Raw genomic sequence first — 18,117 nt, 5'->3', positions numbered from 1 at the left:
AAATAGTAAAATTTATTCCCCATCCTTTCAAAGTGAATTTATTTATTTAGTGTATACTTATAGTAATTCAATTGGGATTCGGGGGTGTGCCATGAAAATTAATTCTTCATTGGCTAATCACCTGCTGATTGCCATGCCTGCGTTGACGGATCCTAATTTTGAACATGCAGTAATTTACATTTGCGAACACCACGTACAAGGTACGGTAGGGCTAATTATTAATCGACCTATGCAATATCCACTAGGCATGGTTTTTGAGCAAATGCAAATTGAGCCTGCTAAAGGCGAACATACTCAGAAGCCCTTGTTATTCGGTGGACCAGTGCAACCTGAACGAGGTTTTGTTATTCATCGTCCTATTGGTGGATGGCGTTCAAGTTTGTCATTACGCGATGACGTGACCGTCACTACTTCGAATGATATTATTCGTGCTATTGCTGAAAACAAAGGTCCAAAAGATGCGCTGGTCACTTTAGGGTACTCTGGCTGGGGGGGAAACCAGCTTGAAGCTGAAGTGATGAATAATACCTGGTTAGTATGTCCCTTTGCACCAGAACTTCTTTATGAAGTCCCCTTTTCTGAGCGTTGGGAATATGCAGGAGCGCTTATTGGTGTCAAAATGAATCAGTTAACTTCAATTGTTGGTCATGCATAATCGTTTAATAAATTTTGTTGGAGTGCTTAATGCCTGCAGGTGTTTTTTTGGGGTTTGATTTTGGCTATAAGCGAATTGGTGTGGCTGTTGGACAACAAGTTACTTCCACTGCTCGGCCACTGACAACCTTGGATGCAAAATTGGGTGTTCCTAATTGGGATGCTGTGCAAAAAATTGTTGTGGAATGGCGCCCTGAAGCCTTAATTGTGGGATTACCCACCCGCATTGACGACAGCGAACAATATACAACTGCAGCAGCTCGTAATTTTGCGCAAGAATTGCAACAGCGATTTTCCTTACCCGTTCATTTAGTTGATGAACGACTTTCTACGGTAGAAGCTCGTGCACAGTTGTTTGCTGAGGGGGGATACCGTAAAATTAAACAATCCAAAGTCGATAGCTTTGCTGCATGTATTATTCTTCAGCAATGGCTACAGTTTCCCAAATAAAGAAGATGAAACATTTTTTAGAGATCAGTCAATTATCACGCCAGGAAATTGAGGCATTACTAGCACGTGCAATTTCTTTTAAAAACGATCACGCATACCCGAATTACCCGCAGCATACAATGGCGACTCTGTTTTATGAAAACAGTACTCGCACTCGAGTAAGTTTTGAATTAGCAGCAAAAAAACTGGGTATGACTGTCGTTAATTTAAACCTTGAAACTTCTTCGGAAGCGAAAGGGGAGATCATTGAAGATACTATAACGACCCTGGCTGCCATGGGTATTGATTTATTTGTAATTCGACATAGTCAAAATGGTTTGCAACAAGCGTTGGCCAACATCCTAAAAGGCCATGTTAAAATTATTAATGCGGGTGATGGCCAGCATGCTCATCCAAGTCAGGCTTTGTTGGATCTGATGACTATTTATGAGAACAAACCTAATCTACACGAACTTAAGATTGCAATCGTAGGCAACATACGTCATTCGCGTGTCGCTAATTCCTTACAATGTCTTTGTGCAACGTTAGGGATTAAAGAGTTAGCACTGGTAGCCCCTGACATTTGGCAACCGCAACATGTTCATTTTGGCTATGTGACTACTTCGTTAGCTGAAGGACTGAACAATGCTGATGTTGTAATTTGTTTACGGGTACAAAATGAACGGTTGCAAGACAATGAACATATGGATTTTAAAGCCTTTCGCCAAAATTTTGCCCTAACTACGGATACACTAAATTATGCAAAGCCCAATGCAATGATTATGCATCCAGGTCCTATAAATCGGGGTGTCGAAATTGACAGTGATGTTGCAGATGGTCCTCAATCATTTATTCTGCAACAAGTCACCAACGGTGTTTTTATGCGCATGGCTATTTTGGAGTCTCTGGTTAAGCAAAAAACCTAATTTAGATTCAAAAAAGGACTAATTCATGAAAAAAGAAACGAGTTCTAAAAAAGGTCTTATAGTGATTACTGGTGCGAGTGCGGGCATTGGGCGGGCACTGGCTAAGAAATTTGCTGAAGCGAATCATCCTTGTTTATTAATCAGTCGGCATATGGGAACGTTACCTGAATTAAAAGGACATGAGGTGCTTTATGCGCAATTGGATGTGACTGATTATGAGCGGTTCGAAGTGGAAGTTCGTAAAGCGGAACAACAATATGGGAAAACCGAGTGTCTCATTAACAACGCAGGTCTTGTTACAGTGGGAGAATTCAGAGATCTTCCCCTTGATAAAATTAATTATGAATTTGAAGTGTTGATAAATGGTGTTGTAAATGGCATTAAAATTGTTCTCTCCGATATGTCTGCCAGAAAATCAGGCACCATTATAAATATAAGCTCTATTGGCGATCGCAAACCCTATCCTTCAGCTGTGGCTTATCATGCCAGTAAACACGCTGTCCGCTGTATTAGCGAAAGTTTGCAAATGGCGGAAGCAAAAAATAATGTGAGAATCATGAACGTTGCTCCTGGGCTAATTAAAACAAACATTCACGCGAATATGGGCGTTAGTTTTGAAACCTACTGCGATATGCTTGGGAATCCCACATTCATTGAAGCTGATGAATTAGCAGAAATCATTATGTTTTGCTGGCGATTACCTCAAAGAATATGCATTAGAGATCTCGTCGTGATGCCTACAGATTGTGCTATTTGATTAACAATGAGTTTATTCTAGTACGGGGGATGAGATTTCTTGTTCCTCAATTTCTTCTCTATAGGTTGTTTTGTTTTTAAACGGTGCAAAAGTTGTTTTGATTAGTTCAAAGGCACTAGGAGCACTTAATCGCTCTAATTGTGGTGCCAGATTAGCGTCAAAATTTAGTGTGATTGTTTGAGTTAAAATTTTTCGCAGTGGTGATGCAGCATCTGGAGCATTATCAAAAAATTCACAGGGCCTAGCTAATGTTTCCCGATAGAACGCGGTTAAATCATGCAGTTCTACTTTAAATTTATTAACTTCATCGATCATTTGTGTCATTTCCGTTTTAAAAACGGGTAATAAGCTGGCCAATAAATTACATAGTTTGACCCAAAGGGTATTATGTTCAGCGATGAATGCATCAATGCTCTTATTTAAACCAATTACGGTGTTAATTTCGGGTTGTTTTTTTTGTACGAGCTGTACTAACTGTCGATATTCAATAACAGCATTTTTAATGACATCAATGACATTACACACTTCATTGAGTTCTTTCTCTGATGCTCTTGAAATCAGTGTTTTTAGCTGATTCTGTTCAGCTGCAAGAACATCCTTGGCTATATTTAGAGTTTCTGTGGCAGAGTTTAGGGTTTCAGTTAAATGGACAAGATAATTCTTCGCTGAGATTTTAAGTAAATTTTTACACTCGCTATCACGGGTTGCAAATAAAGTGACAATATTCTCTTGTACATTTTTAGGTGTCATTAATCGGTAAAGAGCTGTAGTAGCACTGGTTGCCCAGCTTATACCGTATTGGATAGCGTCGTATAGTTGCTCCCATTCATTGGGATTACTTAATGAATTTGCTTTTTGTAATAATTCTTTACCTTGGGGGGAGGCTACCAAAAAATCATATCCGGATTTTTGTAAGGCAATTAATTCTAGAAAATATTTCTGACCAGTGATTTGCTGCTCATTGGCAATGGCCGCATCTAATAATTTTTTAACAGCCGTTTCCTTCTCTTCAAGATCACGTTTTGCTTTTTTTGCCTGGAGAAGATTAGTCGTATCAGTTTTGACTTGTTCTAATTTAAGTTCTAAAGCAGCCAATTTATTCTCTAAGGGCTCGGTCGAGGAGAGAATACTTAAAAACTCTCTATTAAAATACTCAGTAACATTTTTTGGTGCTGAAGAATCACTAGGAGGAACAAGAACTTGATCTATTTCCTGGTTTACCTTCTCTGTTTTAACAAGAAGAGAGTGAATTTTGATTTTACAGCTATCAATATTAACTTTATGGCAGTTTGCAAAGAATGTTGCTGCGCCTGGAAGGCCCTCAAGAGCGATTGCCACTGTTTTGAGTACTATATACAACGAAGGAAGTAATGTTTTTGCTCTTTGCGGATTTCGCATTGCATAATTATCTAGCCATGACTCCATATTCGTGGTTAAAAGGTTAAAATTTTCAGCTGTCGCTTGTGTTGGGGCAGTATAAAGATTACTTAAAGCCGTCATTACAGTAGAGAGTAATTCCCTTTCCTGTCTCTCTTCTTCAGAGTCTAATGTTCCCAGATAGGATTGAACTGCAAGCCTACCGTACAATGCAACGCCAAATGATCGTCCCTTGTAGGTATCAAAATTTTTAAAAAGGTTTGAATTACTGTCTACTAAATCGGTTTTAATAGTATCAATACTATTAACCCTCTCGATGTAACTAAGGATTAAAAGAGCGGTAAATAGATATTTTTGTTCTGTTGGAGCCTCTTTGCGCCATTCAGTAAAAAATTGTTTAAATTGTTCTTCTTTCATTTTGAAGAAATTATAATCTATAGAGACAGAACATCTCGGAATTATACTAATAAAATCTTAAGGTTTTATTAGTTAAAGTTATAATATATCAACAGCTAAACTACCTGTCGCAATTAAATTTTATTACGTGAAACAGTAGTAATTATTTAGGCAAGTGCAACATTTGTCTAAAGGACAGCGCTTGCTGCAATGCGATTAAGTCTACCTTATTGCACGCCTTCATGTCAGCAATTGTTCTTGCTACTTTTAGAAGTCGATGATAGGCGCGTGCTGATAATTTAAGGCGGTTCATCGCTTCACTCAAAAAATTCTGCTCACTATGTCCTAATTGACAAATGTCTTCACAATCTCTAGCGCTCAGTTGAGCGTTCATACACTGTTGCCGTTGTAATTGCAGGGATCTTACTTGTATTACTATTTGTCTGATACGGCTACTTTCGTTGGGCGTTGTTGAATTAGGTTTAATCAATTCTTCTTGAGTTAGGGCTTGCACGGTTATTTGCATGTCAATTCGGTCAAGTAGCGGAGCTGATAACTTTGCCAGATAGCGAGTAATGCGATCTGGGCTGCATAAACAATTTGCCTGAGGATTTCCCCATTGTCCACAAGGACAAGGGTTCATTGCGGCAAGCAGTTGGAACTGTGCTGGAAATTCAATTTGAGTAGCTGCACGAGAAATCCAGATATTGCCGGTTTCTAAGGGTTCACGCAATGTCTCTAAAACTTGTTTATGAAATTCAGGTAGTTCATCAAGAAATAAAACACCATGATGGGCTAATGAAATTTCTCCCGGTTTAGGCGGATTACCACCACCCACCAACGCAACTTGAGACGCTGTATGATGGGGCGAGCGAAAAGGAGGAGAGCGCCAGTCATTAAAATCAGGAAAGCGTCCTCGCACAGAGTTTATTGCGGCACACTCGAGTGCTTGTGTTTCAGTAAGTTCGGGTAAAAGAGTACTGAATCGTTTCGCAAGCATGGTTTTACCACTACCAGGAGGGCCGCTTAATAAAATACTGTGGCCGCCACAAGCAGCAATTTCCATTGCTCGTTTCGCATGGACTTGACCTTTAACATCAGACCAGTCAATTTTAGAATGCGCATTACTTGTTTCTGGTCGATTGGGAAGAGACTTAAGTGGTGTATCTTGGCACAAAAAGCTGCAGACTTCGCGTAAACTTGTTGCACTCAGAACGTCACTATACCCTGCCAATGACGCTTCTTCTGCGTTGGCTGTCGCAATAATTAATCGTTGATTATCTCGCCGGACAGCCAGGACGGCTGGAATAATTGCTGATATACCACGTAGTTGACCACTTAAAGCCAATTCACCGATGAATTCATAAGATGCTAGTTTTTCTACTGGCAGTTGACCTGAGGCAGCAAGAATGCCTAAGGCAATAGGTAAATCAAAACCACTTCCTGATTTAGGTAAATTTGCTGGAGCCAGATTAACGGTGATTTTGCGACATGGAAATTCAAATTGACTATTGATGATCGCGCTGCGCACTCTGTCTTTACTTTCTTTAATGGCTGTTTCGGCAAGTCCAACGATGGTGAAGCCGGGTAAGCCATTTGATAAATGGACTTCGACAGAAACGGGTTGCGCGATAATACCCACGGTACTACGCGTTTTGCTGAAAGCGAGATTCATTTTTTATCTTCCTGATTTTAAAGCTGGACGTGCTAACGCGCTAATTCTATCTCGTTCTTGCTTCAGTTGGCGAGAAAAATTTTATTGTTCAATCTTTTTGTCACTAGCGATTAACGTTTCAATTTGTTGTTGTAAATCATCAAGCTTTTCTCGCGTTCTTGCTAGCACTTTGGTTTGAATATCAAATTCTTCTCTTGTTACTAAATCCAGGCGTGCAAAAGTCGCTTGCAAGACATCTTTGAATTTTTGTTGAATATCTTTTTCAAAGTTTTGTAGACTTGTGGGTAAGGTGGCAAAAAGTTTTTTTGATAAATCATCAAGATTTTTTGAGTCAAACATGCAAATCTCCTGCGTGTTTATTTTTATTGACGACAGTCTAACAAAACTTAGGGCTGTCAGTCATGTATTTATCGATGTTGTCATAAGGAATGATTATGAAAATGCTTACCGCAATTATCAAACCGTTTAAACTTGATGATGTGCATGAAGCCTTAATGGAAATTGGTGTGCCAGGTATAACCATTTCTGAAACAAGAGGCTTTGGTCGACAGAAAGGACATACTGAACTTTATAGAGGTGCAGAGTATGTCGTTGATTTCTTGCCAAAGATTAAAATCGAATTAGCACTACCAGATGAGATGGTTGAGCCGGCCATTGATGCTATCTGCAAAGCAGCCTATACAGGTAAAATTGGTGATGGAAAAATTTTCGTTTATGAGTTGCAGCAAGTTGTACGTATTCGTACAGGCGAAGTAGGCAATGATGCACTCTAGTGTAATGATAGCTGTATTGTTGATCGTTTAGTGGGAGAAACATTGAAAATTAATTAGACAGAGTCCCAACTTATCAGCACTCCCTAATTGTTCAAGTTTTCAAATTTTCAACAATAAAATTCCATTCTTCTTTCTGTACTGGTAGAACGGATAACCGATTTCCTTTGCGAAGTAGAAGCATTTTTTCAAGTTCTGGGTATTGTCGTAAACTATCTAGAGCAATAAGTTGCTTAAATTTTTCTTTAAAACGGATGTCAACCATATACCATCGTGGATTATCCGGCGTACTCTTAGGATCTGGATGTTCGCTTTCCGGATCAAGGGCAGTATGATCGGGATAGGCTTTACTAGTCACTTCGGCAATACCTATAATGCCGGGCGGATTGCAATTTGAATGATAGAAAAAAACTTTATCTCCGATAGACATATCATTCCGCATAAAATTACGTGCTTGATAGTTGCGCACTCCATCCCAATGTGTAGTTTGATTCGGGGCATTACTTAAATCATCAATACTAAAACAATCAGGCTCTGATTTCATTAACCAGTAACGAGTCATCGTTTACTCCAATAAATTGAACGAGGTGTGACTATTGCCGCTAAGGGAATGTCCCAGGAATGCGCTTCAATATGGATTTGACGTTGAAACTCATAGGCTACACCTATCAGTAAAGGGTATATTTCATTCGCAAATGTGCGATCATAATAACCCGCTCCCATACCTAAGCGGGTTCCTTTCTCATCGAAAGCGACCAAAGGCATAAAAATAATATCTAATTCTCGCGGTAAGATAGCCGTTTTTCTGTCAACATCAGGTTCAAGAATACCGTATTGGTTCTCAACAAAGGAAGTGGCAGGTGTTGCTGGTAAAAAAGAAAGTGTTTTATCATTGTTTAGAGCCGGATAATAACAGAATTTTCCTTGTAGAGGGGCTGAGTCCCACAATGCTTTTAAACTGATTTCCCCATTGACAGGTTTATAAAGAGCAATTCGTTTTGCGTAGCGATAGCGTTCAATTGTCCGAATACGCGCGCAAACCTGATTGGAGGCAGCTTCCTGGTAGGAGGCGGATAAACTTTCACGAATTTCTCGACAGCTGCGTCTTAAGGCAAGTTTAAAGCGATCGGCCATGTATAGATGTCTCTTTATATTTTATCGCGCAAAATGACTATACTATTCCAAGTTTAAGGCTTAATGAAGAAAAATTTTAAAAAAACTCTAGGCATGGTTAAAAAAATAAGGTATATAGCTGTCAAATTTACTGGTGCTAGTAAGAAGATACTATGCAAATAACGAGTAAACTTTGAGAGAGTGGCATGAGTGATATATTTGAAGATGACGATTTAGAGGAAGTTGAGTCTTTCGAAAATCCTGAAGAAGAACTAATTGATATCGACGCACCTAAAACCCCAACTTTGGATGCCCGTAGACGTTTGGAAAATATGCTTGAAGAAAAACGCCTGCGTGATGAACTTGATGATTTCGTTGATTATTAGTTATCAATGTCTACGCTCATTTTTATAAACAAAAATGGGCAAAACGCCCCATTTCCTACGGATGATCGACTATTTTTGGGCGAGGGACTTTTCGAAACACTACGCGTGGTCCACGGGAAACCATGCTATGCAAAACTTCATTGGCAACGCCTTCAATATGCAGCGGCATCGCTTGGTATCCCTTTCGATATTTCTTTTGAACTGTGGCTAAAAACATTGCTACAGTGCATTCAAATGACTTCAATTCAAAATGGCGGTATCAAAGTTACGCTTGGTGGGGGAAGTGCCCCCAGAGGACTAACAAAAAAGGCGTCTCAGTCACGTTTAATTTTTGATGCATTCAGTTACATCAAAACTTCCCAAGCACTCAAGCTGATTAGCGCATCCTGGGTACGAGCTAGTAATAACCCCATTTATCAGCTGAAATCCATCAGCTACCTTGAGGCGATTATTGCTCGGCGTCAGGCTGAGGATGTAGGTGCAGATGATGTGTTGTTTTTTAATGAAAAACATCACGCTACAGAAACCTCCATTGCTAATGTTTTTATCATTAAAAATAATGAATTATTTACTCCGAGCTTAAATAGTGGGATTTTGGCAGGAATTATCCGCCAACGCTTGATAGCATTAAGTAGAGCAAATGCTATCGCTTGTTTTGAGCACGAGCTTGAGAAAAAGATGCTTGTAGATGCTGATGCAATGTTTGTATGCAATGCTTTGCAAGGAATACGTCCAGTCTCAACCTTGGATGCTATTCCGTTTTCAATCAATCATCCCTTGATGAACTTGCTACAAGATCTGTTGGCGAGAGACAGTTATCTCTAACACGTTGTCTGTAACGTTGATAGTATCTGACAGCTTTTATCGAAATAAATAATAGTCCTAAAATAACTAACAAAAAGACACTGGAGTTTTTGTAAAAGGGGGCCTGTTGAGTTAAGACGCCCATGCCAGCATAGCCGCAGTAAGTGTAAACAATTTCAGCCGGCATTAGAAAAATAAAAGTAGTGATTACATAATGACTGAATTTAATTTGCGTAAGCCCTAAACCATAGTTAACAAGGCTAAAAGGTATGATAGGAACTAAACGAAGTAACGCAACAAACTGCCAACCACTCTTTTCTACTCCTGTAATCAATTTATGAATACGAGGACTTCTTTTTTTAGCAAGCCAGTCGATAGCCCAATACCTACTTATATAGAAAGCACAAGCAGCTCCTAATGTGGCGGCCAGAAGATTAAGCAGAGTACCAAACAGAGGGCCAAACAATGCCCCACCAGCAAGGGTGAGTACCATTGTCGGCAGCAGTAATACTGTAGCAATACAATAGATCAACAAAAACAAAACAGGGGCAAGCCAACCTAAGTTTTTGATGCTATGAAGGATAATTGGCGCATTCTGCTGGAAAAAATAGGCACTCGCAATAAACGCCATTAATGCCAATACTGTGCAGAATACTCTCATTCGTAATTATATCTATACCGCATAGTAGTCACTTTATTACAGAGTTCTTGTTTGAGCAAGTTTAGTTTAGCTTGGCAAATTGCTAACTACTTAGGATTTCAGAGAGCTTCCTTGAAGCTTCGGTGAGTTATCAATGTGTTGATTTGGAGTTGAATTGAAGAAAGCAATTGGAGTTTTTTCCATGTGAGGATTCTCAACATCTAATAATTTTTTATACCATGAAGAATATAATTCTTCGGATAAATAGGGTTGGAGTTCCGTTTTTAAAAGGTCCATTATCTGTTCTGCATTTTCTTTGGTTATCGTATCCATTAGTGCTGCAAAATTGTTCGCAGCCAGGCGAGTATAGTTTCTAGTAGCTAAAGAAAAATTAATGGGTTCTTCGTTACATGTTGCACGCACGTACTCACAAAGGGTTTTAATACGCATAAAAGGAGATTTTTCAGTTAAAATATTAGCTATACTAAGATCTTCTTTGCGTAATTCTTCGAGTTCAGGTTCTGTAATAGCAATTTCATTCTCGCTCACGCGCAGAAGCTCATTCCGACGGTCTTTAATTTTTTCTTTCCAATGCTGAAATAGTGTTTCGCTAATACAATAGTTGTGGAAGTTATTTAGCAGGAATTCATTGTAGATGAGGTTGAGTTGTTGTGTGTTCAGGGGGCAATCATTGAGTAATTTATTTATCGCGCATAATGCGGTTTCATTAAAGGAATTTTCAGACTTAATACCAGCATTTTTTCGTGCTGTAAGCGCTGAGGCAATGTCATCGATAAGATCGTCAGTTTGTATTTTGGTTGGAATTTTGGTCAAGTGTTGACTTTCAAAAAAAACTACATCTTGTAAAATGGATTGCAGTTTAGGTATCAAATCAGGATATATAGCTCCAACACGACCTAGAATCCACTCTACTTCCATCCGTTCCAGCTTGTATCTACAGCAAATTTTTCGCATTGTTGTCAGTGCTAAATCTTCAAATATAAAAGCATGGAGAAGAATATCAACAGTAAATTTTTCAGCACGACGATAGTTAGCCTCGACTCCAGAACCATACATGTAAGGATTTAATAAATCACTATTCTTTTCAAAATCGCCTAGTTCATAGGTAGCTGGCCAAGAGTTCAAAATTTGCTTAGCAAAGAATTTTAAGGTCTGGTAATTTTGATTGGGATATAACCATTCCTTTTTAGTTTCTTCTGATGCAGTGTAGGTGGCTTGAATAAACATCTCACAGAGCATTCGGGTCACTACAACCAGAAGAGGGTGAGATTTCGGTTTGGCGTATTCGTAAAGGTCTTCGACAACTTTTATTTGAGTATTATAATCAGTCCATTTGAACCTGTGGGATTCGATACGTTCAGCCAATAGGGCTAAAATTTTTTCTTTTACCTCAAGATAAACAGTCTCTCGTTTCTCATAACAACTATTTTCTTGTTTATTAAGGCCAATGGAAAAAAGTAATTTTTCCATTGGTTTAACGTTAAAGTCTGATGCGCTTAAAATAATGATCAGTTCCTGAGCCGCAAAGATATAAGGATGTGTTGTTTCCTTTGCGGTAATGACTTTATTAGGTGACACAAAGTATTTAATTAATGCGTCAGCAATTAAATAATATTCAATAAATTCATGCTGAGTGGGTGAGTCGTTTTTATTATAAAGAGTATAATAAAAAGTAAGGCACTCTGGAGATGCTAGCGCAAAAAGTTTTTTTAAATAGGAATGATAGACTTGTGACGGTAACCGAAGTTTAATAGCCTCCAAGCGTGTAATGACATCGATTTTTTGCTCTGAACTTGAATCAATTTTTAATTCTTGAACTCGAAATTGAACATCTTGAAATGCCTGGCTGGGATTGGAAAAAAGAGCCTCTTCAAATTCTTTTTCATTCAAAGAGAGGGAAGATGCCGTTTCTTCAAATTGAGTGAGCACTTGAGTATCTGGTTTTGGGGTATCAAATAATGCCTCACGTAATCTAGAACCGGTCTGAAGGTTGGTTTTAAATAGTCCAAAGGATACGACGAAAAGAAAATTCCATAACCAATTAAAATTGGCTGTCCAATTCCATCCTTGCTGGTGATTTTCACCTAATAATTCCCTTCTTCTTGTTTGAAATTCTGTTAGGCGAAGATTTGCACTGGTATCTTTTGCGAGTATCTCCAGTAACTCAATTTTTAAATGTTTTCTATTGGTTTCAGTCTCCTTAAGCTTTTTTTGCCAGGCAAAAATTAAGGCTTCTTCGGAGTTATATTTACGCATGGTTAATACATTTAGGTTGGAATTTATACTTATATAATACCGCAAATAGTCATTGAGAAATGTTAAGTTATTGTAAGTTTTTGCATCAATTCTTAATTCCTTTTAATTTTATAATAGCCTAGTTATTGAAATTTTCTCTTGTCATTCTGCATTAATTCGGGCAAGTTATAAGAAGAGGTTATAAATTTTGCCATTCTGTTAGCTTTAAAGCATTCTGGTAAAAAGATTAAATGACTTAATAAAGCCTTAATCTTCGTTTGTTATGATGATATCATGAATTTTCACGGAGGCTGTGATGGCTAATAGCACAAACTTTATGTTGAGTAAGATGCCCAAGGCAACAACAGCATCTGCTAAACCCGAAACTTTGGAAAAGGATACTCCGTCATCCTCAAAAGAAACTTCAATGCAAAAATTAGTGCAAGAGTGTTTGATTAAAAAAGATCAATACAGTAATACCCCTAATTCCTAATTCAATTTTTATTTCTAACTTTGCTGCAATTGTGTTTACTGCTTGAATTCTCGTTAACGAACGATATACTGTTAATATATAAGTCAAGTAGTAAGAGGTTTATATGGCGGCTGGCGGTTTTGCTGAAACAGCCCATTGGCGTGACTCAGCACGAAGTACTCGTTTCTTCATGGTAGATGCAAGAGCGGCATTTCCAATTTTTCTCTTTTTAATGCATATCCGAATTTGGACTGGTGTTTTAGTGCTGGTATCTGCTATTTTTTTCGGAATTATTGAGCATTATGGGTTTACTGTTCCTGTATTCTTACGTTGGTTAAGACAAGTTTTGGCAGGCTCGGTTAAAAGTTCACAACCATGGTGGCGCCACTAAATGGAAGCAGATATAAAAAAAAGTATGGCATTAATTGCCGGAAGCATGAACGCCAAATTTTATCTTAATGATCGTTTTGTAAGTTTTGAGGAAGTTTTCTCTGAAACTGGGTTACTCCCGGCCATCGCACGAAGGGCAGATCAATTGTGTTCTCTTTGTTTAGGATATGGCTTAGGCGTTACGTTTGATGAAGCAGAGAATGCATTGCTGGGCATACGGGTTGTTTTTGACGAAGTGACTCCGAATGCGCTACGTTTGCTTTGCATGACTGATGTTTTGAATGAGTTAATTCAGGGAGGTCCAAGCAGAGATTACACTCCCTTAGATGAATTAATGTATGATTAAAGTCAAGAAAAAAATTATTTGTAAAAAAAGTGAAAGTTTAGAAACTCTTAAGTTTACCTTAAGGAATTTAGTGATAATCTAAACTTATTCAAGCAGTAGGAGTAATTAATATGGCAAATGAAAGCAGCAACAAGACAGTAGTGGAAGCACTAAGAAGCCACAGTTTTCTTGCAAGGCCTGCTACGCCACAATCTTCTATTGAAAAGACTATTGAAATTGACCTGCAGGGCGTACTTACAGGTCCATTACGTCAAAAAGCTGAAACTCCACTTAATACTGTGACCGCTATTAAATCTGATGAAAAAAATGACCGGGCTAAAGATATGGTGAGTGACTTAATGAAAGCGATAAGAGCAATTGTCCTCACTCCCTCTGCTACAATCAATGAGAAGAGAGCAGTGGAACCTGAGGTCGAAGAACTCAATTCTTCAACGTACCGTCCCTCTTAAATTGACACAATAGTATGCAGCGTTTTTGCAGAATGCTGTTATACTGTTCATATCCCTTTAAATCACCAGCAGCACTAGCCGCTATAATTATTTTTTCATGAAAGATAAATTAACATCAGAACAAGCTCAAGCTATTTTACAAGCATTAGATGACACAATTGAAAAAGGTCCTTGGGAGGAATCTAATTTTTTACGTGTAATCGGCAAAAATCTACGTGAAATACGCCAGAATTTTGCAAATAGCATTGGAAATGCTACCGAGGCACCTAAAAGTAAAGTCTCTGGTTCTGCAGAGCGCTCTGCTTTATCTGGTCAACAGGAAGTTTTTATTGGGCTCTACTCTACTGAAGGTAATAACATACAGGCTTGGGAGCGTATTCTTGCTAACTTGCCCCGTCAAATGATCTCAAGACCCATTTATATAAACGAGCAAGATGTTAAAAATCTAATTAAATCTAAAGAAAATAAAATTAATGAAGCTTATGTAGCAGCTTATATCAATCAAAGTGATATTCTGCAAGTAGCTCCTGACAAAGCTCCCATGGATCGATTCGGAAGACCATTACTAGCTCTAAAGGATCGCTCCCTAAGCCTGGATAATGTGCTGCGGTTTGTCCATTTATCCGGGGTTTATCGATATACAAAAGGGCGGTTAGTAAAAAATTCCTCTCAGGAATAGACCGGATGGTCGCACCGCAGTTAAAGAGAGTATATACTTTCTTTTAATTAACATTTTTATTTGAAAAGCGGATGGCTCAACAACCACAGCAACAAGGCGGCGGCGACAATTCGATGGCACCAGTGTGGGTTATGGTACTGGTGTTTTTCTCTCTCTTTTTTGTTTGGAAATTAGGGCATCAACATATTGTTGCCTTCGTTTTCTACCTCAATATCTTGCAAGCAAAATTGGTTAGCTTTTTTGTGAGTAATGCTCAACTCGAGAATGATATTTACTTAATGCAAACCATTGATCCCGCCACAGTGGGTTGGGAACAATTTGTTGATTTAACAAAAAGTGTCGGTGATTATATTCGCTATCCCGTGGTAGCTATGCTTGTTATCTTGGCTATTTTTCTCTACAAATCTGATATCACGTTAAAATTCCGCAGAGCACATAATATGAAAACACTGCGGGCACAGGAGCAGCATAATTGGATGGCAATTATGCCAGTAGTTAAGGAAGACCTCGCCAGTGTCGATATTAATAAAGGGCCTTGGTCAATGGCTCTTACCCCCATGGAATTTGCCCGAAAATATAAGCTATTAAAAAAAGATGATGCGCTTTTGGATAATCCAGTTCCTGGGCAGGAAATGACTGCCGGAGTTCGTAAAGGAGACGCCAAGCGGGTATTTACACTACAATTGGGACCTTATTGGGATGGCTTTGATCGTTGTCCTCCTCAAGTTTGGGCTTTGGCTGCAGTGTTCATGGCACGTATGAATAGAGACAGGAATTCTGCGAGTGCTATATTAGAATCGATAGATAAATCGTATTCTACCGGTAAAATTGATTTTTCTGTGGCAAAAACAATTTTAAAGAAATATCAGGGCGCTCCAAACGTTCAGGAGATTTTAGCAAGGCATGCCTATATGCTCACAGTGATGGCTTCCTTATTAGAAGCCGCTCGAGAGGATGGAGTAGTACCAAGTTCGGAATTTTTGTGGCTAAAACCCATTGATCGTCGATTATGGTATATGCTTAATTGTGTAGGGCGACAAACACCTTTTGCAGAAGTGGCTGGAGCTTTTGCTCATTGGCGTGCTGAAAAAGTAATGGGGCGACGTTCGCTTGTACCAATGATTGATGAGGCTATTAAAGCGTTGGAAATTGCAGTGAAAGAAGTTAAATTAACACCAAAAGAGTTGCAGGAGTTAGAGCCATGATGCGAGGTATTGATTCACGTCATGAAATAGACCCAACTCAGCTATTGCGTGATACCCGCACTCTTGGACAGCGAATTGGTGATTTTTTCTCAGATCCCACGAATGTATCAATTGTCCTGGTGTGCTTAGGTGCGGTTGCTTATTATATCTCGCAAGTTTCTAGTCTGATGCTTCTTATTGGAGTTGGCTTTTTCTTATTTGCCTTTTCTCGCAAGCAAATACTACCCTTTCGCTTACCTAAAATTGCAAGAGTAAAAGATTACAATGATTTGAAACCGGGTATTGGCACTCCAAATATTGCAAGAGGTATTGCTTTTTTTGGCAATGATCGCAAGACCAAAGAAGAATTATGGTTTGCAAACGATGACCTAAGAACGCATGCCCTTATTTTTGGCTCTACCGGTAGTGGTAAAACCGAAACCTTGGTTTCCCTTGCCTATAACGCGTTGGTACAAGCAAGTGGCTTTATCTATGTGGATGGTAAAGGGGATAACTCACTCTATGCAAAGGTTTTCTCGATGGTTCGCAGCATGGGACGAGAAGATGATTTGCTACTAATTAACTTTATGACGGGTGCCCGGGATATTGTCGGACCTCAGGAGCGACGCCTCTCTAATACACTTAACCCGTTTTGCCAAGGTTCTTCAAGTATGTTAACTCAGCTTGTTGTTAGCTTAATGGGTTCTTCAGGTCAATCTTCTGATGGCGATATGTGGAAAGGTCGTGCTATCAGTTTCGTAGAAGCCTTAATGAAACTACTCGTATACATGCGGGATGAAGGCGCATTACTGCTTGATGCCAATACGATTCGTAACTATTTTGACTTGGGACGAATAGAATCTATCGTTCTTGATAAAGTTTTCCCACGTGATGAGCAGGAGAGCATTAGTATTGAGTCTGTGCCTAAATTGATTACCGACCCAATACGAAACTATCTATTTAACTTGCCTGGTTACAATAAAGAGAAAAAAGGGAAACAGGTTTCACAGGTATTGGAACAACACGGTTTTATTACCATGCAGTTAGTTCGTGTGTTTTCTTCATTGGCAGATACCTATGGTCATATTATTAGAACTAACCTGGCAGAGGTAGATTTTAAAGACGTTGTTCTTAATCGACGCATTCTTGTTGTACTGCTTCCTGCTTTGGAGAAATCACCCGATGAATTATCTAACTTGGGTAAAGTCATTGTTTCTTCATTAAAGGCAATGATGGCAGCAGGTTTGGGTGACCAGGTGGAGGGTGATTACCGCGATGTGATTGAAAGAAAACCCACTAATTCGCCTACACCTTATATGTGTATTTTGGATGAGTATGGTTATTATGCCGTTCAAGGATTTGCTGTGGTACCAGCACAGGCTCGTTCACTTGGGTTCTCTGCAATTTTTGCTGGACAAGATTTACCTGCTTTCCAAAAAGCATCTAAAGAAGAGGCGGCGTCCATCGGAGCTAACACAAACATTAAAATTTGTATGAAGCTCGAAGATCCTACTGAAACCTGGGACTTTTTTACAAAAACAGCGGGTGAGGCCTATGTTACTAAAGTAGATTCTTTCCAAACAAAAGAAACAAGCATGGCGAACAGCTATCTTGATACAAAAAGTTCTTCTTTTGAAAAACGAGCCCGTATCGATTTGCTAGATTTGAAAGAGCAAACCGAGGGTGAAGCCCATATCTTCTTTAAATCAAAAATTGTTCGCGCACGTATGTTTTACGCCAATCCTAAGCCAGTAAAACAGTTGAAACTTAATCAGTTCTTAAAAGTTGAGCCGCCTCCTGACGAATATTTAATGAAGCTACAAAAACAGTTGTCTGGCTTTCAAAAAATACTTGAGAGCGGAGACTTAAGTATCAATAAAGTGGTTGAAACTGAAGAGATTACATTAATTACTAAAGCTTTACATGAATCTAATGTCAGCGAACCCATTGAACGTGGAGTAGCCGCATTACTCGCTTTTCATGGCCATAATGAACCTGCTCCAATTGAGGAAATTGTTGAAGAAGAGGAAGACGGAATACTAACAATCTTTAGCAAACTTCGCCGTCAAGCGAATGCCTTACCTCTTCTTGCTAAAGATATCGAACAGTTTTCACAACCTTTGTTGGCAATAAATGAAACAAGAAATTATCTTTCTGTTATTGAGCGTATTAGTGGTGCTAAAGATAAATATGCAGGTACCGTGGCGAATGAGTTAATTAAAGACTTCCAAATGGCTACAAACTATCCTCCTCAAGAGCGAGATGAAATTAGTGCTTCAGACTTGTCACAATTAGTGAACATGCTTTCTGACAAAATTGTTAGTGAACGTGAAAAAGCAAATGCCAAAGCTTCAGAAGAAATCTAAAGACTCCCTTCTTATATCAATATATACAGTGAAGAATGTCCTTTTCTT

Annotated in this window: 21 protein-coding genes; 14 read left to right on the top strand and 7 right to left on the bottom strand. The window is 38.9% G+C overall.

The annotated features are described in order from the left end of the window. Nucleotides 1-91 precede the first annotated feature (91 nt). The 4 genes from LHA_RS11260 to LHA_RS11245 are packed head-to-tail and all read left to right on the top strand — an operon-like array spanning nucleotide 92 to nucleotide 2,766. Complete coding sequence (locus LHA_RS11260) at nucleotides 92-655, top strand: YqgE/AlgH family protein (protein ID WP_045106633.1); 564 nt, start codon at nucleotides 92-94, stop codon at nucleotides 653-655. Nucleotides 656-684: 29 nt separating this feature from the next. Beyond that, complete coding sequence (gene ruvX / locus LHA_RS11255; protein WP_045106632.1) at nucleotides 685-1,104, top strand: Holliday junction resolvase RuvX; 420 nt, start codon at nucleotides 685-687, stop codon at nucleotides 1,102-1,104. 5 nt (nucleotides 1,105-1,109) lie between these two features. After that, nucleotides 1,110-2,009 carry an aspartate carbamoyltransferase catalytic subunit gene (locus LHA_RS11250; RefSeq protein WP_045106631.1) on the top strand — a complete coding sequence of 300 codons (900 nt, stop codon included), beginning with the start codon at nucleotides 1,110-1,112 and terminating at the stop codon, nucleotides 2,007-2,009. A gap of 25 nt (nucleotides 2,010-2,034) precedes the next feature. After that, on the top strand, nucleotides 2,035-2,766 hold the full coding sequence (locus LHA_RS11245; RefSeq protein WP_045106630.1) for an SDR family oxidoreductase: 732 nt from the start codon (nucleotides 2,035-2,037) through the stop codon (nucleotides 2,764-2,766). 12 nt (nucleotides 2,767-2,778) lie between these two features. Here LHA_RS11245 and LHA_RS11240 read toward each other — a convergent pair whose 3' ends face one another. The 3 genes from LHA_RS11240 to ubiK form a co-directional block, all read right to left on the bottom strand. Then, complete coding sequence (locus tag LHA_RS11240; RefSeq protein ID WP_045106629.1) at nucleotides 2,779-4,560, bottom strand: hypothetical protein; 1,782 nt, start codon at nucleotides 4,558-4,560, stop codon at nucleotides 2,779-2,781. A 142-nt stretch (nucleotides 4,561-4,702) separates the two neighbouring features. Further along, complete coding sequence (locus tag LHA_RS11235) at nucleotides 4,703-6,214, bottom strand: YifB family Mg chelatase-like AAA ATPase (protein WP_045106628.1); 1,512 nt, start codon at nucleotides 6,212-6,214, stop codon at nucleotides 4,703-4,705. Between the two features lie 81 nt (nucleotides 6,215-6,295). Continuing rightward, on the bottom strand, nucleotides 6,296-6,553 hold the full coding sequence (ubiK, locus tag LHA_RS11230; protein ID WP_045106627.1) for a ubiquinone biosynthesis accessory factor UbiK: 258 nt from the start codon (nucleotides 6,551-6,553) through the stop codon (nucleotides 6,296-6,298). 95 nt (nucleotides 6,554-6,648) lie between these two features. Between ubiK and LHA_RS11225 the strand changes: the two genes are divergently transcribed. Continuing rightward, nucleotides 6,649-6,987, top strand: a complete 339-nt coding sequence (locus LHA_RS11225) for a P-II family nitrogen regulator (RefSeq protein ID WP_045106626.1) — start codon at nucleotides 6,649-6,651, stop codon at nucleotides 6,985-6,987. 91 nt (nucleotides 6,988-7,078) lie between these two features. Here LHA_RS11225 and LHA_RS11220 read toward each other — a convergent pair whose 3' ends face one another. After that, nucleotides 7,079-7,546 (bottom strand): EVE domain-containing protein, encoded by a 468-nt coding sequence (locus LHA_RS11220; protein ID WP_045106625.1) that lies wholly within the window; start codon nucleotides 7,544-7,546, stop codon nucleotides 7,079-7,081. Next, complete coding sequence (locus LHA_RS11215) at nucleotides 7,543-8,118, bottom strand: 5-formyltetrahydrofolate cyclo-ligase (RefSeq protein WP_045106624.1); 576 nt, start codon at nucleotides 8,116-8,118, stop codon at nucleotides 7,543-7,545. The genes LHA_RS11220 and LHA_RS11215 overlap by 4 nt, the downstream gene beginning before the upstream one ends. Nucleotides 8,119-8,303: 185 nt before the next feature. Between LHA_RS11215 and LHA_RS11210 the strand changes: the two genes are divergently transcribed. Both LHA_RS11210 and LHA_RS11205 read left to right on the top strand, forming a co-directional pair. Beyond that, nucleotides 8,304-8,483 (top strand): PA3496 family putative envelope integrity protein, encoded by a 180-nt coding sequence (locus LHA_RS11210; protein WP_045106623.1) that lies wholly within the window; start codon nucleotides 8,304-8,306, stop codon nucleotides 8,481-8,483. A 6-nt stretch (nucleotides 8,484-8,489) separates the two neighbouring features. After that, nucleotides 8,490-9,308, top strand: coding sequence for an aminotransferase class IV (locus LHA_RS11205; RefSeq protein ID WP_045106622.1), 819 nt, complete (start codon nucleotides 8,490-8,492; stop codon nucleotides 9,306-9,308). Here LHA_RS11205 and LHA_RS11200 read toward each other — a convergent pair. Continuing rightward, complete coding sequence (locus LHA_RS11200; protein ID WP_045106621.1) at nucleotides 9,250-9,948, bottom strand: TVP38/TMEM64 family protein; 699 nt, start codon at nucleotides 9,946-9,948, stop codon at nucleotides 9,250-9,252. The two genes, LHA_RS11205 and LHA_RS11200, sit on opposite strands and share 59 nt — an antisense overlap. A 90-nt stretch (nucleotides 9,949-10,038) precedes the next feature. Then, on the bottom strand, nucleotides 10,039-12,204 hold the full coding sequence (locus LHA_RS11195; protein ID WP_045106620.1) for a hypothetical protein: 2,166 nt from the start codon (nucleotides 12,202-12,204) through the stop codon (nucleotides 10,039-10,041). Nucleotides 12,205-12,499: 295 nt separating this feature from the next. Between LHA_RS11195 and LHA_RS16980 the strand changes: the two genes are divergently transcribed. The 7 genes from LHA_RS16980 to LHA_RS11165 all read left to right on the top strand — a co-directional run bounded on the left by LHA_RS16980 (nucleotide 12,500) and on the right by LHA_RS11165 (nucleotide 18,069). Continuing rightward, nucleotides 12,500-12,676: a hypothetical protein gene (locus tag LHA_RS16980; RefSeq protein WP_156413530.1), complete on the top strand. Its 177-nt coding sequence runs from the start codon at nucleotides 12,500-12,502 to the stop codon at nucleotides 12,674-12,676. A gap of 103 nt (nucleotides 12,677-12,779) precedes the next feature. After that, on the top strand, nucleotides 12,780-13,046 hold the full coding sequence (gene icmT / locus LHA_RS11190) for an IcmT/TraK family protein (protein ID WP_045106619.1): 267 nt from the start codon (nucleotides 12,780-12,782) through the stop codon (nucleotides 13,044-13,046). Continuing rightward, nucleotides 13,047-13,391, top strand: coding sequence for a type IV secretion IcmS family protein (locus LHA_RS11185; RefSeq protein WP_045106618.1), 345 nt, complete (start codon nucleotides 13,047-13,049; stop codon nucleotides 13,389-13,391). It begins immediately after the preceding gene. Nucleotides 13,392-13,501: 110 nt separating this feature from the next. Next, complete coding sequence (locus LHA_RS11180; RefSeq protein ID WP_045106617.1) at nucleotides 13,502-13,840, top strand: hypothetical protein; 339 nt, start codon at nucleotides 13,502-13,504, stop codon at nucleotides 13,838-13,840. 97 nt (nucleotides 13,841-13,937) lie between these two features. After that, nucleotides 13,938-14,519, top strand: a complete 582-nt coding sequence (gene icmQ / locus LHA_RS11175) for a Dot/Icm secretion system protein IcmQ (RefSeq protein ID WP_045106616.1) — start codon at nucleotides 13,938-13,940, stop codon at nucleotides 14,517-14,519. 71 nt (nucleotides 14,520-14,590) lie between these two features. Beyond that, the gene (icmP, locus tag LHA_RS11170) at nucleotides 14,591-15,724 is read left to right on the top strand and encodes a type IVB secretion system coupling complex protein DotM/IcmP (RefSeq protein ID WP_045106615.1); all 1,134 of its coding nucleotides are present in this window, start codon (nucleotides 14,591-14,593) and stop codon (nucleotides 15,722-15,724) included. Then, nucleotides 15,721-18,069 carry a TraM recognition domain-containing protein gene (locus LHA_RS11165; RefSeq protein WP_045106614.1) on the top strand — a complete coding sequence of 783 codons (2,349 nt, stop codon included), beginning with the start codon at nucleotides 15,721-15,723 and terminating at the stop codon, nucleotides 18,067-18,069. Before icmP ends, LHA_RS11165 begins: the two co-directional genes overlap by 4 nt. Nucleotides 18,070-18,117 lie beyond the last annotated feature (48 nt).

This window comes from Legionella hackeliae (assembly GCF_000953655.1).
Taxonomy (GTDB): domain Bacteria; phylum Pseudomonadota; class Gammaproteobacteria; order Legionellales; family Legionellaceae; genus Tatlockia; species Tatlockia hackeliae.
The sequence above is the reverse complement of the archived record's forward strand: the minus strand, read 5'-3'. Positions and strand labels throughout refer to the sequence as shown.